Here is a 21029-nt window from a genome sequence, read left to right on the forward strand (position 1 = left end):
CCACCCACGACCTCGCTCCCTCAGTCGAACCAGCGGTCCCGGGCCAACTCCTCCGTGCGGGTCGGGTCCTCCAGCAGCGCCGCCACCTCGAAACGCCGCGGCCACTGTCCCGCCGCCCAGGCCAGGCCCGCCGCCACGCCCTCCAGGGTCGCGGCGTGCAGGACGCCCCCGGGCGTGAGCCGCCAGTCGACCTCCACGCCGTCGACCACCAGCTCCTCGTGCTCCACGTACGACGCCGGTGTCCGCGCCCCGAGCAGCACCCGCACCGGCTCCGGTACGACGTGCTCGGTGCCCTCGGAGTGCACCTCGCCGGTGACGGACTCGCTCAGCCGCCGCACCTGGAACAGCTCCGCCAGCTCGGCGGCCAGCGCCGGCCGTACCGGCAGCAGCGGGACGCCCGACGTGAAGGGCAGCAGATCGGGCGAGTCGACCACGACGGCGTCGGACGCGTCCACCACCTCCACGCGGCCGTCGCGGACGGCACGCAGGTCGTCCGGCAGGGTGACCTGCTCCGGGTCCAGCTCGGCCAGCGCCCCGTACAGGGCGTGCAGCTGGGCGGCCGTGACCGGGCGGTCGGGGTCGGCGAGGCGGTCCAGCAGCTCGGCCGCGCCGCCCGGCTCGTCGAGCAGGGCGGCCACGGACGTGCGCACGCCCAGCGCCCGCAGCACCTGCTCGTCCTCGAAGCCGGTCGCGTCCGCCTCGTCGTACAGGCCCCGCAGGAGGGGGTCGCCGCCGGCCGTGCGCAGTCCGGCCGGGCGCCGTCCGCCGAGCACCGGGTGCCCGCGCAGCCACCACGCGGTGTAGGGCCGTACGACCTCGTGGGTGCCGTCGGGCAGCAGGACGCGCACCGGCTCGACCAGGGCGTCCCGCAGCGGCGGCTGCGACAGCAGGGCGAGGGCGCGCGGCCACTGCTCGTCGTCCACCAGGTCCAGGTCGCGCACGGCGACGATCTCGGTGGCGACCGGCGGGACGGGGCTGTCCGGGAAGCGGTCGAGGACGTCCTCGCTCCACACGTCCACGGCGTCCAGCAGACCCGCGTCGTCGGGCTCGGCGAAGTCGCCCTCGCGGGGCTCCAGTTCGTCCGGGTCCAGGACGACGTCGGTGGCGCGGACGAGGGCGAAGGTGACGAGGACACCGCACGCGGCGAGCGGCTCCGGCCCCCACTTCTCGGCCAGCGCCGCGTCCACGGCGGCGAGTTCGTCCTCGCGCATGACCTGGGCGAAGGGGCCGCCGGGGAAGACGAGTTCACCGGCCGGGGAGAGTTCGCCGTCCTCGTCGGGCAGGGCGAGCGCGCCGAGCCACGGCTCGTCACCGGCGTCGAGTCCGGCGTCGCGGACCAGGCCGAGGACCGTGTCGGCGAGTTCCTCGGCGTCGAGGGCGTCCTCCTCCCAGTTCATGCCGCCCTCGTCGTCCAGGGAGGCGGCGACGGCGGCCCGGACCTGCGGGGTGGTGAGCACGGCACGCGGGGTCGCCGGGAGGGCGCCGAGCTTCTCCAGGATCGGATGGGCGGCGTCCGGGTGGGCGACCTTGAGACCGAGGCGGGTGAGGACCCCGGGGTCGAGGGAGGCGGCGTCCGGGGAGGGCAGCAGCACCTGCCGGGGGCCGATGGTGGTCCGCCCGTCCGCGAGGGGCACCGGCAGACCGGACAGCCGCTCCGGGTCGACGCCGGCCAGGCTGTCGTAGAGCCGCCGCCACCACGCGGGGTCCTTCTCCAGCCCCGCCAGCCGGTCGATCGCGTCGGCCAGCGGCGCCCGGGCCACACCCAGCGTGCGCAGCTCCGGCCGGCGCTCCAGGCCGCCGGGCAGCAGGGTGGGCAGCACCTCGGCGAGCACGCCCACCGTCTCCGCGCCCGCCCCCTCGACCACCTCGGCGTCGCGGGGACGCAGGGACTCGGGCAGGTCACCGACTGCCGGTACGCCGGGCAGCCCCTCGATGTCCGGGGACTCCGGCAGATCGCCGGCGCCGCTCGGTGCGGCGGCGGGCGGCAGGAAGGGGGTGCGCGGCAGCCGGTCGAGGATCGCCCGGCGCAGCGCGCCGTCCAGTTCCCCCTTGCCCAGCGGGCCGGGCACGAGGTCGATGATGCCGGCGGCGACCGGGCGCCAGCCGGCGAGGAGGGCGGCGTAGGCGTCCGCCGCGCGCTGCGTCAGGAAGTCGGTCAGCGGGCCGGGCGCGGCGTGCCGGCGGGTCGAGTCCAGCGGGAAGGACGCGATGAGCAGGGCGGGGACGCCGAGGGGCTCGTCGCTGGGGGTCGGGGCGTGCACGACGGGGCTGGTGCGGGGCCGTGCGGGTGCGCCGTCGGCGTCCACGGGGACGGCCCACGTCACGGACCAGTGCGGACGCAGGCGCTCCTCCACCGGCCGGTCGGCGAGCAGGTCGGGCGTGAGCGGACCGTGCGCGGCGGCGGTACGCCAGCGGGTGGTCCCCTCCCGGGAGTCCGCCACGACGGTCAGGTCGCCGTCCGTGCTGCGGCGCAGCGTGCGTACGTCGTCCCCCGCCTCGATCACGACCTCCTCCAGGCCCGGCAGGGCGAGGAGCAGCGCGTCGTCCACGGCGTGCAGGAGCCGTTCGGCGAGGTCGGCGGCGGCGGTGTCCCGCAGCGGCAGGATGACGGCCGTGTCGTACGGGTCGGGGGCGCTGCCCTCGGCGGGGAACGGCAGCCGCAGCAGCGGCACATGCCCGTCGCGCCGCCGGATCTCGTCGCCCAGGCCGGGGCTGTGCAGGGCCGTGTCGGCGGCCAGCCCCCGCGCCTCGGCCAGGGACCAGCGCACGCCGCCGTGCCGGCCGACGACGGCGGGTTCGTCGGTGACGGCGAGAACGGCGGCGAAGCCGACGCCGAACCGGCCGACTGCGCCCTCGCCGCCCTCCCGTTTGGCGGAGGCGCGCAGCGTGGACAGCGACTCGGCTCCGGCCGCGTCCAGCGGGGCGCCGGTGTTGGCGGCGACGAGGACGCCGTCGCGCAGGGTCAGCCGGAACCGGCCGGGCACACCCGCGCGGGCGGCGGCGTCGGCGGCGTTCTGGGCGAGCTCGACGACCAGCCGGTCGCGGTAGCCGCCGAGGACGAGGTCCTCCTCGGCGTTGGCGTCCTCACGGAACCGGGCGGGGCTCGTCGCCCAGGCGTCCAGCACCCCGCGCCGCAGACGTGCCGTAGCGAAAGGGTCCGCACCCTCGTCGGCGGGCCGCTCGAACATGCTCACGGTCACTCTCCTCTTCGACGGACCACGAAGGTACCGCGAGGACACATCCCCGCCGGCCGCCCGCCCGCCGACCGAGACGCCCGGTCCCGTCCCGCCCGACCCCGGCGACCTGCGCCCGGGTACCGGGCGACGCGGCCTCCCAACCCGCCCCGGCGGCCAGAGAACGACTGCCGGTCAACGCCGCCCTCCACCCCACCCCGACGGCCCAGGACCAACACCGGTCGGCGCCGTTCTCCACCCCGCCCCGACGGCCCGGGACCAACACCGGTCAGCCCGGTTCTCCACCCCGCCCCGACGGCCCAGCACCAACACCGGTCGGCGCCGTTCTCCACCCCGCCCCGACGGCCCGGGACCAACGCCGGTCAGCGCCGTTCTCCAGCCCGTCCCGACGGCCCGGGACCAACGCCGGTCAGCGCCGTTCTCCAGCCCGTCCGGCGTTTGAGGACGAGGCCGTCAAGGCCGATGGGGGTCCGGGGGCGCAGCCCCCGGGGACACGAGCCACGACGCACCCGCACCCGCACCCGCACGCGACGCGAGTCACCACGCACGCGGCGCGAGCCAACCGTCAGGAGTGCCCGAGCTCCGCCGACGCCGCGTCCTCGGTCACCGGCACCGACCCGGAGTCCGACGCCGGCCGCAGCGGGAACGGGTCGATCCGCGTCTCGTCGATCACCGGCGGAGCCGGCTGCGGGGTCTTCGGCATCACCGCGGCCTCGGAGTGGCCACCGCAGCCGTAGGCCAGGGACACCACCCGGCCGTCCGCCGGGGAGAACTCGTTGGCGCACACGCCGAAGGCCTGGCCCAGCGAGCCGCCGATGCGGGCGAGGAAGCCGCAGGAGGCGCACGTGGCGGGCGCGGCCTGGGCCATCGCCGTCTTGGGCCCGAACGCGTCTTCCCACCGGTCGGCGGCGACGTGCAGGCCGTAGCGGGAGAGCACCCGCGCACGGCGCAGGCCCAGTTCCTCGGCGACCGCCGCGATCGTGCCGCGGGCCGGCGTGGTCGACAGCGCGGCGGGTGACCCGGCCGTGACCTCCGCGTCCTCGGCCTCGACCAGGTCGGCCATCTCGTGGGAGACGACGGAGTTCGGCGGCGGCTCGTCCCCGCCGGTCCAGCCCGGCTCCAGCCGCAGATCCTCCGCGTCGGTGGGCAACAGGTCACCGGGCCCCATGTCGCCGGGGCGCAACCGCTCGCTCCACGGCACCCACTCGGGGGCGAGAAGGGCGTCCGGGCCGGGCAGCAGCACCGCCTCGTCCACGGTCACGATCTTGGCGCGGGAGGCCCGGGCCACGGTGACGGCCCACCGCCAGCCGCGGTAGCCGAGCTCCTTGGCGGCGAAGTAGTGCGTGACGACCCGGTCGCCCTCCGACACCAGCCCCTCGTGCTCGCCGACGACGCCGGGTGCGGCGGCCTCCTCGGCTGCGGCGCGGGCGAGGTCGACGGCCTCGGCGCACAGACGGTCAGGGGTGCGGCTTCGCGTTGTCGCTGCGCTCACAGGTATCGCTTCTCTCCATACGCCGTCTCACGAGTGCACCGCTGCCTGCGAGGGGCGGACGGAGCGGACCTGTGGACCGCGTCGACGTCCGCGCCCGATCGCGCTCGGGCACACCTACGTCATCCATTCTGCGGTATGGCCGTAAGGCGCGCGGCCGAGAACGTTCGCCACGGCGCGCTAGGCACGCTACCTGCTCCTGTCCGCTGGGCCTACACCGACGGGAGTTTCGGCGAGGGCACGATCCCGCTTCGACACGGCCTCGCACCCTGCGCGGGCCCGAAAAGAACCCGTAGGGAACCCCGCCCGGCCCGGGTCGAACCCGCCCGGACACCGGTGCCGGGCGCGGCACCGGAGCGCGTACCGGACCCGGCACCGGCACTCGCGGCGCCCCCACGCCGGCCCCCGGACCTGCCCCGCGTCCCCGGGTGCGTCACCCGACTCGTCAGTGCCATCCGTGCCGTAACGACGCTAGAGCCCGGACTCTCGGGGCACTATGACGGAGTGGCAGCCGCACGGACGGAGTTCAAGGGCGGGAGCCGGGGACGCGGTCCCGGCTGGTTCCGCGCGGTCGGCCGTGCCCTGCGTCTGCCGGTGACCGGGACCGTGCGCGGCATCCGCCGGGCGACGCACGCGCACGGAGCCGGCGAGTCCGGCCTCGGCAAGCTGATCGAGCTGCACGGGGTGAACGGCGCCGGCGACGTCATGATCACCGTCGCCCTCGCCTCCACCGTCTTCTTCTCCGTGCCGACGGACGAGGCGCGCGGCCGAGTCGCGCTCTACCTCGCCATCACCATGGCCCCGTTCACCCTCCTCGCGCCGGTCATCGGCCCGATCCTGGACCGGATCCCGCACGGCCGCCGCGCGGCCATGGCGACGGCGATGGGGGCCCGCGCGCTGCTCGCACTGGTGCTGTCCGGGGCGGTGATCACCGGCAGCATCGAGATGTACCCGGCGGCGCTCGGCGTACTGGTCGCCTCCAAGGCGTACGGCGTGGTCAGAAGCGCGGTGGTGCCCCGGCTGCTGCCGCCCCGGTTCTCCCTGGTGAAGGCCAACTCCCGGGTGACGCTGTGCGGACTGCTCGCCACCGGCGTGGCCGCGCCGATCGGGGCCGGGCTCCAACAGCTGGGGCCCCGCTGGCCGCTGTACGGCGCGTTCGTGATCTTCGTCGCGGGGACCGTCCTGTCGTTCACGCTGCCGCGGAAGGTGGACTCGGCGCGGGGCGAGGACCGGGCCCTGCTCGCCGCGGACGAGAGGCATCTGCACGGGCCGCACCGCCGGCCCGGCAAGCGCCCCGGGCTGCGCACGGTGGGCCCCGCGGTCACCCACGCGCTGGCCGCCAACGCCGCCATCCGCTGCCTGACCGGCTTCCTGATCTTCTTCCTGGCGTTCCTGCTGCGCGTCCATCCGATGACGGGCCAGAGCGCGGCGGTGTCGCTCGGGATCGTGGGCGTCGCGGCCGGTGCGGGCAACGCGCTGGGCACGGCGGTCGGGGCGTGGCTGCGGTCCCGGGCACCGGAGATCATCATCGTGACGGTCGTCGCGATCGTGCTGGGCGCGGCGTTCACGGCCGCGGTGTTCTTCGGGGCGGTGCTGGTGGCGTGTCTGGCCGCGGTGGCCGGTTTCGCGCAGGCGCTGGCCAAGCTGTCCCTGGACGCGTTGATCCAGCGGGACGTGCCCGAACACGTCCGCACGTCGGCGTTCGCCCGCTCGGAGACGCTGCTCCAGGTCGCCTGGGTGTTCGGCGGGGCGGTGGGCATCGCGCTGCCGCTGAACGGCACGCTGGGTCTGTCGGTGGCCGCCGCGATCGTCGCCGCCGGATGGCTGACCACCGTACGGGGGTTGATCGGTTCGGCCCGGCACGGCGGCACCGCGCGGGCCAGGGTGGCGTGACCACGCCACGCCGCACCCAGGTGGGGGGACGGCCGGAGCCGCAATATAGCCTTCGTCCATGACCACGTTGCCCCGCGGCGCAGCCGCCATCGGACACCGCGTTGTGCGACGCCGCCGTGCCGTCGCCGCCGCCGGTGCCGTATCCGCCGGACTGCTCCTGCTGTCCGCCTGTGACGAGCCGACCGCCATGTCCACGATCACGGTCGGCAGTGACTCGGTCAGCTCCGAGGCCACCTGCGGAGGAGAGGGCAAGGCCCTCTCCGACGACGAGATCAACAAGTGTCTGAAGGACCCGGACGCCAAGTCCATCAGCGTCGACCAGGACGAGACCGTCCGCTTCGGCGTCGACCCGGAGATCGCCGACGATCACTGGACGATCCTGATGAACGGGCAGCAGCTGGTCGAGGACAGCAAGAAGACCTACCGCACCATCCCCGGCAGCGTCTTCTTCAACGCCCAGTACGGCGCCCAGGGCGACTCGACGAACGTCGCCATCGCGGCCCGGGACGGCAAGGACGGCAGCCAGAAGATCACCGGTGTGTGGGTCTTCAAGCTGAAGAAGGACGACTGACCACGTCCTCCGTGCGCGTCCTCGTGGCCACCGCGGTCCCCGTCGAACGGGACGCGGTGGCTCAGGCGTTCCCGGGGCGGGCGGTGGAGACACCCCGGCCCGGGGTGGTCCTGCACCGGTTCCCGGACGGTCCGGACCTGCTGGCGGCCGGTGTCGGCCCCGCCCTCGCCGCCGCCTCCACCGCCGCTGCCCTGACCGCCGCGGCCCTGGACGGCGCCCCGTACGGCCTGGTCGTCTCGGCCGGCATCGGCGGCGGCTTCGCGCCCGGCGCGCCCGTCGGCTCCCTCGTCGTCGCCGACGAGATCACCGCCGCCGACCTGGGCGCCGAGACCGCCGACGGATTCCTGCCGGTGACCGACCTCGGCTTCGGCACCGTCACCCACCGCCCGCCCGCCGGGCTCGTCCGCCGGGTGGCCGCCACGACCGGGGCCCGCCCCGGCACCGTCCTGACCGGCTCCACCGTCACCGGGACCGCCGAACGCGCCGCACTGCTGCGCGCCCGCCACCCCGGTGCCCTCGCCGAGGCCATGGAGGGCTTCGGCGTCGCCGAGGCCGCCGCCGCGCACGGGGTGCCCGTGCTGGAACTGCGCGCGGTCTCCAACCCGGTCGGCCCGCGCGACCGCGCCGCGTGGCGTATCGGCGACGCGCTCGCGGCCCTGACGGACGCCTTCGGGAAGCTCGCACCCGTCCTCACGAGTTGGAACCCACATGACGACTGAGCCCCTGCAGATCGCGTACTCGCCCTGCCCGAACGACACCTTCGTCTTCGACGCCCTGGCCCACGGCCGCGTCCCCGGCGCCCCCGCCCTCGACGTGACGTTCGCCGACATCGACATCACCAACGGCATGGCCGAGCGCGGCGAGTTCGACGTGCTGAAGGTGTCGTACGCGGTGCTGCCGTACGTCCTCGGCGAGTACGCCCTGCTGCCGTGCGGCGGGGCGCTGGGCCGGGGCTGCGGGCCGCTGGTGCTGACCCGGGAGGCGGATGCCGATCTGCGCGGCCGTACGGTCGCGGTGCCGAGCGAGACGTCGACCGCGTACCTGCTGTTCCGCCTCTGGGCGGCGGACACCGTGCCCGGCGGGGTCGGCGAGATCGTCGTCATGCCGTTCCACGAGATCATGCCGGCCGTGCGCGACAGGAAGGTCGACGCGGGCCTCGTGATCCACGAGGCGCGCTTCACCTACCAGAACTACGGGCTCCACAAGCTCGCCGACATGGGTGAGCACTGGGAGCTCACCACCGGGCTGCCGATCCCGCTCGGCGCGATCATCGCCAAGCGGTCGCTGGGCGAGGCGACGCTGACCCGCCTCGCCGACGCCGTCCGCACGTCCGTGCGCGCGGCGTGGAACGACCCCGAGGCGTCCCGCCCGTACGTGATGGAGCACGCCCAGGAGATGGACCCGGCCGTCGCCGACCAGCACATCGGGCTGTACGTCAACGAGTTCACCGCCGACCTGGGCGAGGACGGCTACGCGGCTGTCCGGGGCCTGCTGACGCGCGCCGCGGCCGAGGGACTGGTGCCGGCCCTCGGCCCGGACGCACTGGAATTCCCCTAGGGCGGATCAGACGTCGAGCTGGTCGGCGACCGCGCGGAGCAGGCCGGCGATCTTCTTGCCGGCGGTCTTCTCGGGGTAGCGGCCCCGCTCCAGCATCGGGGTGATGTTCTCGAGCAGGGTCGTCAGGTCCTGGACGATGGAGGCGAGTTCGTCGGGCTTCTTGCGCTGCGCGGCGGCGACCGACGGGGCCGGCTCCAGAAGGGTCAGGGACAGGGCCTGGTCGCCGCGCTGGCCGGCGACGACGCCGAACTCCACGCGCTGGCCCGGCTTCAGTGTCTCGACTCCGGCGGGGAGGACCGAGGAATGGACGAAGACGTCACCGCCGTCGTCACGGGAGAGAAAGCCGAAGCCCTTCTCGGTGTTGAACCACTTGACCTTGCCGGTAGGCACGTCTGTCCTCGTCCTCGTACTCGTCGGAAAACTGCTCTTGATAGCACTCGGGCGGGTCGTGGGACCCGCCGGTACCCAGGCTAATGGTCTTCAGGCCGGTGACAAGACGTCCCCCGGTTGTTCCTTCGGGCTGGGAACTACCCTGGTCGGGTGCGTGACAAAACCCAAACGAATTCCGCCGTGCCCGGTGACCGACTGATCCGCGCCGGTGCGATCGTCTTTTTCGTCGGCGCCGTGGCCACACTGGTCACGGTGGCCCCGCTGTTTCTGGGGACGACGCCCTTTCCCACCTACATGTTCGGACTGAGCATGCTCATGGGAGTGGGGTTCCTGGTCTCCGGCGCGGGGGTGCTCCGGTCGGTCGCCGCGGGGCGGCGTCAGGCGCGGGCCGCGGCCGGCCCGTCGCCGTCGCGGTAGCCCGCGAGCCACTCGGGGAATTCCGTCAGGTCGGTCAGGACGACGTCGGCGCCTGCCGCGCGCAGTTCCTCGGCGCTGCACGGTCCGCTGGCCACGGCGACGGAGAGGGCGCCCGCCGTGCGCGCGCCGCGGACGTCGCCGAGGTGGTCGCCGACGTACACGTCCGCGCCGTGCTCGCGCAGCGCCACGGCCTTCTGCTCGGCCCACAGGTCGCCGATCACCGCGTCCGGTTCGATGCCGAGGTGCTCCAGGTGGAGCTTGGCGTTCGGCTCGTACTTGGCGGTGACGACGACCGCCCGTCCGCCGGCCGCCCGCACGGCCTCGATCGCCTCCCGGGCGCCGGGCAGCGCGGTCGTGGCGGTGACGGCGTACGTCGGGTACATCTCCCGGTACAGGTCGGCGGTGGCCGCGATCTCGTCGGCGGGGAACCAGTTCGCCAGCTCCTCCACCAGCGGCGGCCCGAGCCGGGTGACGGCCAGGTCGGCGTCGACGTACGTCCCCGTCCGCTCGGACAGCGCGAGGTAGCAGGCGCGGATGCCGGGCCGGGAGTCGATCAGCGTCATGTCGAGGTCGAAGCCGACGGTGGGGGCGGAGCCGGGGCGGATCGTGGAGGCCATGGCCTCCATTGTGCCCGGGGCCGAAAGGGCCGCAGGAGCCGGTCCGGGCAGCTGGGACCGTGCTCGGGGCCCATGAGGTGGGCGTCCCTCCCACCGCCACGCCGCCGAACCCGTCGCGCCGGTCAGGTGCGGGGGCGGCGGGAGCGCCAGAGGAGGTAGAGGGCCGTGGCGACGGCCGCGGTGCGCAGGACCCAGGGCCAGGTCTCGGCGACGGCGTCGTTCATGTGGCCCTCGGCGACCGGGTCGCCCCAGCGGCCCTCCGTGCGGCCCCAGAGCCAGACGACACCGGCCGCCAGGACGGTGCCGGGCAGGCCCAGGACCGCCCACTTCGCCTGGGCCGGGGTCAGGCGGCGGGAGAGGTAGGTGATCAGCCAGCCGAGGCCAAGCGGGACGAGGCTGCCGAGGACCGCGCCGGCGATCAGCAGGGCGGCGGCGATCAGCAGGAGCGGGTTGTTCCAGCCGCCCTCGGGCCACAGGCGGCGGCGCGCGGCGCGGGCGGGGCGGGCCTTGCGCGGCTTTCCGGCGGCGGGCGCTTCCGCCGCCTCCTCCGCCTCGGCCTCCACCGGCGCCTTCCCGCCGCTCTCGCCCCTGCCGTCCTTCTCCCCCGGCTTCCCCGGCGGCGGCTTGAGCAGGTCCGGGATCTCCACTCCGCCGACGAACCCCGGCACGCTGTCGCCGCCGCCCCCGAACGGCCCGTCCTCCACCCGCCACCAGTCCGGCTGCACGGCGCTGTCCCCCAGCTCCCGCGCGCTCGCCAGGTGCGGTGAGGCGGCGGCGGGCTCGGATGCGGACGGCGCGGCGGGGCGGGGACGGGGCACGGCGCGCCGCAGGCCCTTGCGTTTCTCCCGGTTCTCCGGCTCGCCGTCCCGCTGCACGGGCACGGCGCCGGACGGCTCCCGGGACGCCCCACCGGACCCGCCGGTGCCGCCCGCCGCGTCGACGACGTCGTCGGGGCTGCCGATCCGGTCCAGGATGCGGCGGACGGCGGCCGGGCTGTCGACGGTCGTCTTCGCGCGGCGCCGGTCGATCTCGTTGCGCAGCTCCGAGACCAGCCGCATGCGCGTGGCCGACGGCAGCTGCCGTTGCTGGGCCACGTCGCCGACGCGGCTCAGATACTCGTAGACGACCTGGTCGCTCTCGATCCCCACGAACCCCTCCGGGGCGGGTGACGTGTGATACCCCGTCGGACGAAGGTACCGAATGTTCCCGGGTGCGGCGGACGCCCCCGCGCACCGGACCGGACCGTGCACGCGCCGCTCCACCGTCGTGCCCACCCGCTAACGTTGGCCGGATGAGCACCGAGGAGAAGTCCGCGGCCCCCCGGTCCCTCGCGGAAGCGCTCCGCGCGAGGGACGACGTCTCCCTGGCCGCCCTCCTGCGCAGCCGCCCGGACCTCATCACTCCCGTGCCCACGGACCTCACCCAGCTCGCCACCCGGGCCGGTACCCGTGCCTCGGTGGTGCGTGCGCTGGAGCGGCTGGACCGGTTCACGCTGCAGACGGCGGAGGCGCTGGCCGTGGCGGCGGACCCGGCGACGTACGGGGAACTGCTCGGTCTCCTGGCCGGTGACGACGGTGATCCGGCCATCGCCGGTGCCCTGCCGCGGGCTCTCGCCCTTCTGCGCGAGCAGGCCCTGGTGTGGGGCGGCGACGACCGGCTGCGGCTGGTGCGCACGGCCCGCGAGCTGCTCGCGCCCTCCCCGCAGCATCCGTCCCCGACCGGTCTGGGGCCCACCGTGCGGGAGGCCGCGGCGGGGATGTCGCCCGGCCGCGTCCAGGAGATCCTGACGACCCTCGGTCTGCCCTCGACCCACGACTCGGTCACCGCCCTGGCCGGGCTCAGTGCCCTGTTCACCGACCGGGAGCGGATGACGGCCCTGCTGGCCGAGCTGCCGGCGGGCTCCGTCGAGGTGCTGGACCGCCTGGTCTGGGGCCCGCCCTACGGTCAGGTCACCCACGATCCGGCGCCCCATCTGCGCCGGCTGCTGGACCGCGGCCTCCTGCTGCCCACCGCGCCGGGCACGGTCGTCCTGCCCCGCGAGGTCGCCCTGCATCTGCGCGCCGGCCGGGCGCACCGCGCGCCCGAGCCGGTGCCGCCGGCGGTGGAGGCCGCCGCCACGCACCGTCCACAGGTTGTGGACGCCACCGCGGCCGGCCAGGCCCTCGCCGCGCTGGCGACCGTCGAGGAACTGCTGAAGGACTGGCACGAGGGCGGCCCGGCGGTGCTGCGGGCCGGTGGGCTGAGCGTGCGCGACCTGAAGCGGACGGCCGTCGCGCTGGACGTGCCGGAGCCGGTCGCCGCGTTCTGGGTCGAGCTGGCCTACGCGGCCGGGCTGCTGGCGTCCGACGGGGAGGCGGACGAGCGGTACGCCGCGACCCCGGCGTACGACGAGTGGCGCGAGCTGCCCGCCGCCGAGCGCTGGGCGCGGCTCGCCGAGGCGTGGCTGACGGCCACCCGGACGCCGGGGCTGGTCGGCGGGCGGGACGCCAAGGACCGCACGCTGTCGGCGCTCGGCCCGAACCTGGACCGGTCGGCCGCGCCCGAGGTGCGGCACCGGGTGCTGGCCCTGCTGGCCGGGCTGCCGGAAGGGTCCGCGCCGGCCGAGGAGTCGGTGCTGGCGAGGCTGCGCTGGGAGCGTCCGCTGCGGGGGCCGCGGCGCGACGGGCGGGACGGCCAGGACGACGACCTGCGTACCCGGCTCGCCCGCTGGACGCTGTCCGAGGCGGAGCTGCTGGGCGTCACCGGGCGCGGTGCGCTGGCGGCGCCTGGGCGGGCGCTGATCGGCGCGCCCGAGCCGCCCCGGCCGGCGGACACGCCCGAGGAGTCCGACGGCCCGGGCGCCAAGCTCCCCGTCCACCACCGTGCGCCCGCCGCGCTCCCCTCGCCGAGTGCCGCCGAGCGGGCCGCGGCGACCGCGACCGCCGCCCGGCTGCTCGCGCCCCTGCTGCCCGAGCCGCTGGACCACGTGCTGTTGCAGGCCGACCTGACGGCGGTGGCGCCGGGGCCGCTGGAGCGTCCGCTCGCGGACATGCTCGGGGTGCTCGCGGACGTGGAGTCGAGGGGCGGGGCGACCGTCTACCGGTTCACGCCGGGCTCGGTGCGCCGCGCGCTGGACGCCGGCCGGACCGCCGCCGACCTGCACGCCTTCCTCGCCCGGCATTCCAGAACGCCGGTGCCGCAGCCGCTGGCGTACCTGATCGACGACGTGGCCCGCCGGCACGGGCAGCTGCGGGTCGGGGCGGCCTCGGCGTACGTGCGGTGCGACGACGACGCGACGCTGGACGAGATCCTCGCCGACAAGCGGGCCGCCGGCCTCGGTCTGCGCCGCCTCGCGCCGACCGTGCTGGCCGCGCAGGCCGACCCGGCGGTGCTGCTGGACGGGCTGCGCGCGATGGGGTTCGCGCCGGCCGCCGAGTCCGCCGGGGGCGATGTGCTGATCGCCCGCGCCGACGCCCACCGCACGCCGCCGCGTTCGGCGCCGGAGCCGGTCCCGGACGGCCCGCCGGTGCCCGACGACACGCTGCTGACGGCCGCGATCCGCGCCGTCCGGGCCGGTGACCTGGCGTCCACGGCCCCGCGCAAGCCCGGCCCGGGCGGCGGCGAGGGCGCGCCGGCCGCGAACGGCGAGCTGCCCCGCACGGGCGCGGCCGAGACCCTGGCCACCGTGCAGGCGGCCGTGCTGACCGGCGAGGCGCTGTGGATCGGTTACGTGAACGCCGAGGGCGCCGCCAGTCAGCGCGTCATCGCCCCGATCCGCGTGGAGGGCGGTTTCGTCACGGCGTACGACCACACGGCGGACGAGGTGCGCACGTATCCGCTGCACCGGATCACGGGCGTGGCGGAGCTCGCCGACGACGCGACCTGACACGTTCCGGTCCGCGGTCCCGCACACCGGGTTCCGCTTCGGTGCGCACTTTCGGGCGTACGGGCTGGTTCATGCACGCCACGCCGAGCTTTTCCCACCTGCGAGGGAGCTTTTTTCATCTTCCGCATCGGCCGGTCGGGGCGAGGGCAGCCACCGGGTGTCCTACCGCCGAACCGAAAGGAAGTTTCCGATGGGTGCCGTTCGTCGTGTCACCACCGTCCTGGCGGCGACCGCCGCGTTGCTCGCCGCGCTGGCCGCCGAGGCCGCCGCGGTCGGCATCGATCTGGGTGGGGGCTTCACCTTCTGACCCGTCCGTCCCGCATCTCCGTCGTGAGCGGGCCGGCCCCAGTCCTCTCCCTGGGGCCGGCCCGCTCCCGCTTCCCCGCTCGCTTCCCCTGAGCCTTCCGAAAGGCCGGACCGCCCCATGTATTCGAAGCTCCCCGATTCCGCCCGCTACGCCGTCGCCGTCTCCATCGCCGCCCTGATCACCGCGGCCGCCCTGTTCGGCTCGCTCGCCCCGGAGGCCACCGCGCTGCCGCTGCCGCTGCCGGTGGCGGGCGGCGGGCAGCCGGTCGTCGAGGGGATCACCGTGGAGGGACCGCTGGTCGACAACCTCACGCTGCGGTAGCGGGCACCCTCGCGCCGCGATCAGGCACACTGGACGATCGGCCGAGCCGTCGTCCGGCCGTACGCACGCGAAAGGGTGCCGCCCGTGAATGGTCCGCTCATCGTCCAGTCCGACAAGACCCTGCTCCTGGAAGTCGACCACGAGCAGGCCGACGACTGCCGCCGTGCCATCGCGCCCTTCGCCGAACTGGAGCGGGCGCCGGAGCACATCCACACCTACCGGGTGACCCCGCTGGGCCTGTGGAACGCGCGGGCGGCGGGGCACGACGCCGAGCAGGTCGTGGACGCGCTCGTGCAGTACAGCCGCTACCCGGTGCCGCACGCGCTGCTCGTCGACATCGCCGAGACGATGGACCGCTACGGCCGCCTCACCCTCTCCAAGCACCCGGCGCACGGACTGGTCCTGACGACCACCGACCGGCCGGTGCTCGAGGAGGTCCTGAAGTCGAAGCGGATCGCCCCGCTGGTCGGCACCCGCATCGACCCCGACACGGTGGCCGTGCACCCCTCCGAGCGCGGGCAGATCAAGCAGACGCTGCTGAAGCTGGGCTGGCCCGCCGAGGACCTCGCCGGGTACGTCGACGGCGAGGCGCACCCGATCGAGCTGGCCGAGGACGGGTGGGCGCTGCGCCCGTACCAGAAGCAGGCCGTGGAGAACTTCTGGCACGGCGGCAGCGGTGTCGTGGTCCTGCCCTGCGGCGCGGGCAAGACGCTGGTCGGCGCCGGGTCGATGGCGCAGGCCAAGTCCACGACGCTGATCCTCGTCACCAACACCGTCTCGGCCCGGCAGTGGAAGCACGAGCTGGTGAAGCGGACCTCGCTGACCGAGGACGAGATCGGCGAGTACAGCGGGACGAAGAAGGAGATCCGGCCCGTCACGATCGCCACCTACCAGGTGCTGACGACGCGCCGCAAGGGCGTCTATCCGCACCTGGAGCTGTTCGACTCCCGGGACTGGGGGCTGATCGTCTACGACGAGGTGCACCTGCTGCCGGCGCCGGTCTTCAAGTTCACCGCCGACCTCCAGGCGCGGCGCCGGCTCGGCCTCACCGCGACGCTGGTGCGCGAGGACGGCCGCGAGTCGGACGTGTTCTCGCTCATCGGCCCCAAGCGTTTCGACGCGCCGTGGAAGGAGATCGAGGCGCAGGGCTACATCGCGCCCGCCGACTGCGTCGAGGTCCGGGTCAACCTCACCGACTCCGAGCGGCTCGCGTACGCCACCGCCGAGGCGGAGGAGAAGTACCGCTTCTGCGCGACGACCGCGACGAAGCGGAAGGTGACGGAGGCGATCGTGCGCCGCTTCGCCGGGCAGCAGATCCTCGTCATCGGCCAGTACATCGACCAGCTCGACGAGCTGGGCGAGCACCTGGGCGCGCCGGTCATCAAGGGCGAGACGTCCAACGCCCAGCGGGAGAAGCTCTTCGAGTCCTTCCGGCAGGGCGAGATCAGCGTCCTCGTGGTGTCGAAGGTCGCGAACTTCTCCATCGACCTGCCGGAGGCGACGGTCGCGATCCAGGTGTCCGGCACCTTCGGTTCGCGGCAGGAGGAGGCCCAGCGGCTGGGGCGGGTGCTGCGCCCCAAGGCCGACGGTCACCAGGCGCACTTCTACTCGGTCGTCGCCCGCGACACGCTCGACCAGGACTTCGCCGCCCACCGCCAGCGCTTCCTGGCGGAACAGGGCTACGCCTACCGGATCATGGACGCGGACGAGCTGCTGACGGAGGGCTGACGGCCGCCGCGCCGTGACCCGGCCCGGCCCCGGTCACGGCGCGGGCAGGGTGAACACCAGCAGCAGGACGAACAGGGACGGCAGCAGCGAGGCGAACGCCAGGCAGGCGCGCAGGGCGCTCCACCGGCGGGTCCACGGGATCACCCAGGCGGCGGCCCAGGCGCCGAGGGTGAGGAAGCCGCCGAAGTACAGGGTCCCGTAGATCAGCGACAGTGAGGTCGTCAGGGCCTGCGAGCAGTCGTCCGGGCCGCAGCTGTCGGTCGCCATGGCCGACAGGCCGCCGAGGAACAGCGCCGCCGGGCCCAGGACGGTCAGGAGCCCGGTCGCGACGGCCGGGGCGACCCAGGCGCGGCGGTCCCGGCCTGCCCGCCGCGGCAGGTACGCGGGCGGCTGCGCCGTGCAGTGCTGTGTGGTCATGCGGCCAGTGAAGCCGCGCGGCCGGTGCCCGCGCACCGGCGGACGTACTCAGCCGCCGCGCGTCGGTGTACTCAGGCCGCCGGCGCGCGTACGGACGTCACCGGCGGCGGACGCCGGCCTCCTCGCCGTACTCGCCGAGGACGACCACGTCGAAGGCGGCGCCCGCGAACACCTTGACGGCGCGCAGGGCGTCACCGAGCCGGTGCCGGTGGCTGCCGGCCACGGGCGTGGCGCCGGACGGGCGGCCCGGTGCCGGGGCGGGGGAGATGGTTGCTGCGCTCATGTCTCCATAGTGCGATTCGGGACATAAGGCTGTCATCGGTCTCCGGGCCGACCCCGCGCCGCCGTCCGCTACGACCGTGGAGGGAGTACATCCCCCAGTGCGGAGGACGCGATCCCCTAGGGGCTGCCGGAGAAATACGTTGGCCCGCGCCGCACTCCTTCCCCTAGAATCTCCGCTCTTGCCCGCCTCCCCCTCGGAGTGCTGCCGTCCGGACGGAAACCGGTCGGCCCACCGCGCAGCCCGCGCCCACCGAACCGCAGGTCATCCGGAGGCACCCCCTTGTCCACGCCCGTCCACGACGACCCTCTGTCCCGCGAGCGCGCCCATCTCACCGCGTCCCGTTCCGCGCTGCGGGCCATGCGGGAGGACGTCGAGTCCCTCGACATCACCGACGTCACCGCGAACTGGGTCAACGCCGCCGTCCTGCAGAACCAGATCGAGGACCGCATCAAGGCGCTCGCCGACCTCAGCGACACCCCGCTGTTCTTCGGCCGGCTCGACTACCTGCACGCGCCGGGGGCGGAGCAGGCCGAGGGCGCGGAGGGTGAGCGCTTCTACATCGGGCGCCGGCACGTGCACGACGCGGACGGCGACCCGATGGTGATCGACTGGCGTGCGCCGGTCTCGCAGCCGTTCTACCGGGCGTCGAAGAAGGACCCGCTGGACGTCGGGCTGCGCCGCCGCTTCGGGTACACCGGCGGGGACCTCACGGCGTACGAGGACGAGCACCTGTCCGACCCGGCCGAGGCGGCGACCACCAGCAAGCTGCTCCAGCAGGAGATCGAGCGGCCCCGTGTCGGCCCGATGCGGGACATCGTGGCGACCATCCAGCCCGAGCAGGACGAGATCGTGCGCGCCGGGCTCGCCGGGTCGGTCTGCGTGCAGGGCGGCCCGGGCACCGGCAAGACCGCCGTCGGTCTGCACCGGGTCGCCTACCTCCTGTACGCCCACCGCGAGCGGCTCGCCCGCACCGGCACGCTCGTCATCGGGCCGAACAAGTCCTTCCTGCACTACATCGAGCAAGTCCTGCCCGCGCTCGGCGAGCTGACGGTCCGGCAGGCCACCGTCGACGACCTGGTCGCGCACGTCGAGGTGCGCGGCACGGACGACGCCACGGCGGCGGTGATCAAGGGTGACGCGCGGATGGCGGAGGTGCTGCGCAGGGCCCTGTACTCGCACGTCACGCTGCCCACGGAGGGGATCGTGGTCGTGCGCGGCTCGCGCCGCTGGCGGGTGGCGGCGTACGAGCTGGAGGAGATCGTCCGCGAGCTGCTCGCCCGCGACATCCGCTACGGCGCCGCCCGCGAGGCCCTTCCGCAGCGCGTCGCGCACGCCGTGCTGGTGCAGATGGAGCGGGCGGGCGAGGCGCCGGACGACCGGGTGCAGAACGCGGTGGCGCGCAACGCCGCGGTGAAGGCTGCGGTCAAGGCCGTCTGGCCGCAGGTCGACCCGGCGAAGCTGGTACTGCGCCTGCTCACGGACGCGGACTTCCTGGCCGAGCACGCCGAGGGCGTCCTCACCGAGGACGAGCAGAAGGCGATCCTGTGGGTGAAGCCGGCCCGGTCGGTGAAGTCCGCCAGGTGGGCACCGGCCGACGCGGTGCTGATCGACGAGGCGACCGACCTGATCGAGCGCACCCACTCCCTCGGGCACGTGGTCCTCGACGAGGCGCAGGACCTGTCCCCCATGCAGTACCGCGCGGTGGGCCGGCGCTGCACCACCGGCTCGGCGACCGTCCTCGGCGACCTGGCGCAGGGCACCACGCCCTGGGCGACGCGGAGCTGGGAGGAGGCGCTGGCCCACCTGGGCAAGGGCGAGGCGGTGATCGAGGAGCTGACCGCCGGTTTCCGCGTGCCGACGGACGTCATCACGTACGCCTCGCGGCTGCTGCCGTACATCGCGCCCGGTCTGACGCCGGTGGCGTCGATCCGTGAGAACCCGGGCTTCTTCGAGATCCGCGCGGCCGCGGGCGGTACGGCAGACGTGGTGGCGGCGTGCCGCGAGCTGCTGTCCCGGGAGGGCTCGGTCGGCCTGATCGCCGCCGACGCGCGCGTGCCGGAGCTGGCGGACGCGCTCACCGCCGCGGGGATCGGCCACCTCGGCCCGGGCGAGGAGACGACGCGGGCCACCCGCCTGACCCTGGTCCCGGCGTCACTGGCCAAGGGCCTGGAGTACGACTACGTGGTCCTGGACGAGCCGCAGGCCGTGGTCGACGGCGAGCCCGACGAACGCACGGGTCTGCGCCGCCTGTACGTCTGCCTGACCCGAGCGGTCTCGGGCCTCCTGGTGACCCACGCGACGACACTCCCGCCGCAACTGGCCTAGCTGCGGACAGTCGCACGCCACGCCCCCGTAGCCGCGGGCAGTCGTGCCGCTGGGGCGGCACGACTGCCCGCGGCGATGCGGGTGCGGCTGCGGCTGCGGCTGCGCGGACACTCGGGCGCGGCCGCGGTTCGGGTACGCCGATGCGGCTACCCGCCCAGTACCCGCCGCCACTCCCCCACCGCGTCCGCCGACACCGGCCCGTCCCACCCGGAGGGCCTCGCCGCGCCGCCGATGTGGAAGCCGTCGATGCCCGCGTCCAGCAGCGTCGGCACGTGCTCCAGCCTCAGCCCGCCCCCCACCAGAAGCTGCTGCTCGTACCCCGGCTCCCCCCGCCGCCGCGCCTCCGCGAGCAGCGTCGGAAGACCTTCGCCGACGCCCCCCGCCGCGCCGGCCGTCAGATACGTGTCCAGCCCGGGGAAGTCGGCCAGGTGCTTGCGCACCGCGTCCCGGTTGGCGGCCCGGTCGATGGCACGGTGGAACGTCCACCGGCATCCCTCCAGCGCCCCGGCGACCCGCTCCACCGCCCGCAGGTCCACGTCACCGTCCGCGTCGAGGAACCCGAGCACGAACTGGTCCGCCCCGGCCCCCCGCATCTCCCCGGCGATCCCCACCAGCCGCTCGACGTCCCCGGCGGCGAACCCGTCCGCCAGCCGCAGCATCACCCGCATGTCGATGTCGACGGCGGCGCGGATCGCGGCGACGGTCCCGGTCGACGGGGTGAGTCCGTCGGCCGCCATGTCGGTGACCAGTTCGAGGCGATCCGCGCCTCCGGCCTGGGCGGCGACCGCGTCCTCGACGTCGAGGGCGATCACCTCCAGGACTGCACGCTTGCTCATGGGACCCCATTCGTCGGGCTTCGTCGGGCTTGCTCGGCTGTCCGGACCGCTACAGGTCTAGTCCAATTCAAGCGTACGCCCCGACAGCGTGCCAGAGGGTCCCCGCACCTCGGGCCCGCCGCCGCTCAGTCGCCGAAGATGTTCAGCTCCGCCGCCTCGACCCCGGCGAGCTCGTACCCGGCCCCGGCGTCCACCGGCCGCCCCGCGTACAGGCGCACCAGCGTCGGCGCGTCACCGATGAACCGCCCCGGCGGCCGCTCGCCGCTCACCTCGCCCAGCTTCAGCGGCTCGTCCACGTCGTCGAGGTCGGCGTGCAGCGGAACGTGCCCGAGGTCCCGCGTGACCGTGGTCAGCAGCGTGAGCGCGTCCGGCAGCCCCCGCCCCGCGTACGCCCCCGGCTCGCCGAAGGCCACCCGCACATCGCCCGCGTGCACCCACTCGCCCAGCGCGACCCGGTCCAGGACACCACCCGCACGGCCGATCACCGGCCCGGCCTCGGTCATGCCGCGTTCCAGCTCGTCGACGATCCGGGCGTTCGGCCAGTCGGCGCGCTCGGCGATGTCCCGGTCGTTGGACGCGGGTGAGAAGACGCCCTTCTCGAAGCGGCTCTCCACCACCCGCATCAGCGCGGACGAGCAGTGCGCCAGCACGTCCCGCACGGTCCAGCCCGGACACGCCTCCACCGGCAGCGCGAAGTCACCGTCCGCCCGGGACCGCAGCAGCGGCACCAGTTCGTCCCGTTCGATGGTCAGCAGCCGCCCGGGCAGCTCGGGGTCGCGTACCTCGTGTACATCAGCAGGAGTCGTCATGGCCTCCACG

At 74.7% G+C, this 21029-nt stretch carries 18 protein-coding genes; 9 read left to right on the forward strand and 9 right to left on the reverse strand.

The window, feature by feature from the left end; translation table 11 throughout:
- Window positions 1-20 precede the first annotated feature (20 nt).
- Both IEZ05_RS32685 and IEZ05_RS32690 read right to left on the reverse strand, forming a co-directional pair.
- A complete protein-coding gene (locus IEZ05_RS32685; protein WP_189233927.1) occupies window positions 21-3194 on the reverse strand; it encodes a sacsin N-terminal ATP-binding-like domain-containing protein in 3174 nt (1057 codons plus the stop codon).
- A gap of 565 nt (window positions 3195-3759) precedes the next feature.
- Window positions 3760-4686, reverse strand: a complete 927-nt coding sequence (locus IEZ05_RS32690; RefSeq protein WP_189233928.1) for a DUF3027 domain-containing protein — start codon at window positions 4684-4686, stop codon at window positions 3760-3762.
- A gap of 501 nt (window positions 4687-5187) precedes the next feature.
- Here IEZ05_RS32690 and IEZ05_RS32695 point away from each other — a divergent pair.
- The 4 genes from IEZ05_RS32695 to IEZ05_RS32710 are packed head-to-tail and all read left to right on the forward strand — an operon-like array spanning window position 5188 to window position 8704.
- Window positions 5188-6576, forward strand: a complete 1389-nt coding sequence (locus IEZ05_RS32695; RefSeq protein WP_189233929.1) for an MFS transporter — start codon at window positions 5188-5190, stop codon at window positions 6574-6576.
- A gap of 58 nt (window positions 6577-6634) precedes the next feature.
- Complete coding sequence (locus tag IEZ05_RS32700; protein ID WP_189233930.1) at window positions 6635-7147, forward strand: DUF2771 domain-containing protein; 513 nt, start codon at window positions 6635-6637, stop codon at window positions 7145-7147.
- A gap of 11 nt (window positions 7148-7158) precedes the next feature.
- A complete protein-coding gene (locus IEZ05_RS32705; protein ID WP_229869963.1) occupies window positions 7159-7866 on the forward strand; it encodes a futalosine hydrolase in 708 nt (235 codons plus the stop codon).
- Window positions 7856-8704, forward strand: a complete 849-nt coding sequence (locus tag IEZ05_RS32710; RefSeq protein WP_189233932.1) for a 1,4-dihydroxy-6-naphthoate synthase — start codon at window positions 7856-7858, stop codon at window positions 8702-8704. The genes IEZ05_RS32705 and IEZ05_RS32710 overlap by 11 nt, the downstream gene beginning before the upstream one ends.
- 6 nt (window positions 8705-8710) lie before the next feature.
- Here IEZ05_RS32710 and IEZ05_RS37000 read toward each other — a convergent pair whose 3' ends face one another.
- Window positions 8711-9094, reverse strand: coding sequence for a cold-shock protein (locus tag IEZ05_RS37000; RefSeq protein WP_189233933.1), 384 nt, complete (start codon window positions 9092-9094; stop codon window positions 8711-8713).
- Window positions 9095-9244: 150 nt separating this feature from the next.
- Here IEZ05_RS37000 and IEZ05_RS32720 point away from each other — a divergent pair, with 150 nt between their 5' ends.
- Entirely contained in the window at window positions 9245-9511 is a 267-nt protein-coding gene (locus IEZ05_RS32720) for a hypothetical protein (RefSeq protein WP_189233934.1), read from the forward strand.
- Here IEZ05_RS32720 and IEZ05_RS32725 read toward each other — a convergent pair.
- Both IEZ05_RS32725 and IEZ05_RS32730 read right to left on the reverse strand, forming a co-directional pair.
- Window positions 9472-10128, reverse strand: a complete 657-nt coding sequence (locus tag IEZ05_RS32725) for an HAD family hydrolase (protein WP_189233935.1) — start codon at window positions 10126-10128, stop codon at window positions 9472-9474. The two genes, IEZ05_RS32720 and IEZ05_RS32725, sit on opposite strands and share 40 nt — an antisense overlap.
- Window positions 10129-10250: 122 nt before the next feature.
- Complete coding sequence (locus IEZ05_RS32730) at window positions 10251-11276, reverse strand: hypothetical protein (RefSeq protein WP_189233936.1); 1026 nt, start codon at window positions 11274-11276, stop codon at window positions 10251-10253.
- Between the two features lie 143 nt (window positions 11277-11419).
- Between IEZ05_RS32730 and IEZ05_RS32735 the strand changes: the two genes are divergently transcribed.
- The 3 genes from IEZ05_RS32735 to IEZ05_RS32745 all read left to right on the forward strand — a co-directional run bounded on the left by IEZ05_RS32735 (window position 11420) and on the right by IEZ05_RS32745 (window position 16349).
- On the forward strand, window positions 11420-13993 hold the full coding sequence (locus tag IEZ05_RS32735; protein ID WP_189233937.1) for a helicase C-terminal domain-containing protein: 2574 nt from the start codon (window positions 11420-11422) through the stop codon (window positions 13991-13993).
- Between the two features lie 424 nt (window positions 13994-14417).
- Entirely contained in the window at window positions 14418-14621 is a 204-nt protein-coding gene (locus IEZ05_RS32740) for a hypothetical protein (RefSeq protein WP_189233938.1), read from the forward strand.
- A gap of 84 nt (window positions 14622-14705) precedes the next feature.
- Window positions 14706-16349: a DNA repair helicase XPB gene (locus IEZ05_RS32745; RefSeq protein WP_189233939.1), complete on the forward strand. Its 1644-nt coding sequence runs from the start codon at window positions 14706-14708 to the stop codon at window positions 16347-16349.
- Window positions 16350-16382: 33 nt separating this feature from the next.
- Here IEZ05_RS32745 and IEZ05_RS32750 read toward each other — a convergent pair whose 3' ends face one another.
- Both IEZ05_RS32750 and IEZ05_RS32755 read right to left on the reverse strand, forming a co-directional pair.
- Window positions 16383-16766 carry a hypothetical protein gene (locus IEZ05_RS32750; protein ID WP_189233940.1) on the reverse strand — a complete coding sequence of 128 codons (384 nt, stop codon included), beginning with the start codon at window positions 16764-16766 and terminating at the stop codon, window positions 16383-16385.
- 97 nt (window positions 16767-16863) lie between these two features.
- Complete coding sequence (locus IEZ05_RS32755) at window positions 16864-17049, reverse strand: hypothetical protein (protein ID WP_189233941.1); 186 nt, start codon at window positions 17047-17049, stop codon at window positions 16864-16866.
- 279 nt (window positions 17050-17328) lie between these two features.
- On the opposite strand from IEZ05_RS32755, the gene IEZ05_RS32760 reads away from it, so the two are divergent.
- Window positions 17329-19374, forward strand: coding sequence for a HelD family protein (locus IEZ05_RS32760; RefSeq protein ID WP_189233942.1), 2046 nt, complete (start codon window positions 17329-17331; stop codon window positions 19372-19374).
- Between the two features lie 146 nt (window positions 19375-19520).
- Here IEZ05_RS32760 and IEZ05_RS32765 read toward each other — a convergent pair whose 3' ends face one another.
- Together IEZ05_RS32765 and IEZ05_RS32770 are read right to left on the reverse strand one after the other, a co-directional pair.
- Window positions 19521-20210, reverse strand: a complete 690-nt coding sequence (locus IEZ05_RS32765) for a copper homeostasis protein CutC (protein WP_189233943.1) — start codon at window positions 20208-20210, stop codon at window positions 19521-19523.
- A gap of 125 nt (window positions 20211-20335) precedes the next feature.
- Window positions 20336-21019 (reverse strand): maleylpyruvate isomerase family mycothiol-dependent enzyme, encoded by a 684-nt coding sequence (locus IEZ05_RS32770; protein ID WP_189233944.1) that lies wholly within the window; start codon window positions 21017-21019, stop codon window positions 20336-20338.
- Window positions 21020-21029 lie beyond the last annotated feature (10 nt).

This window comes from Streptomyces flaveolus (assembly GCF_014648815.1).
In the GTDB taxonomy this organism is placed as follows: domain Bacteria; phylum Actinomycetota; class Actinomycetes; order Streptomycetales; family Streptomycetaceae; genus Streptomyces; species Streptomyces flaveolus.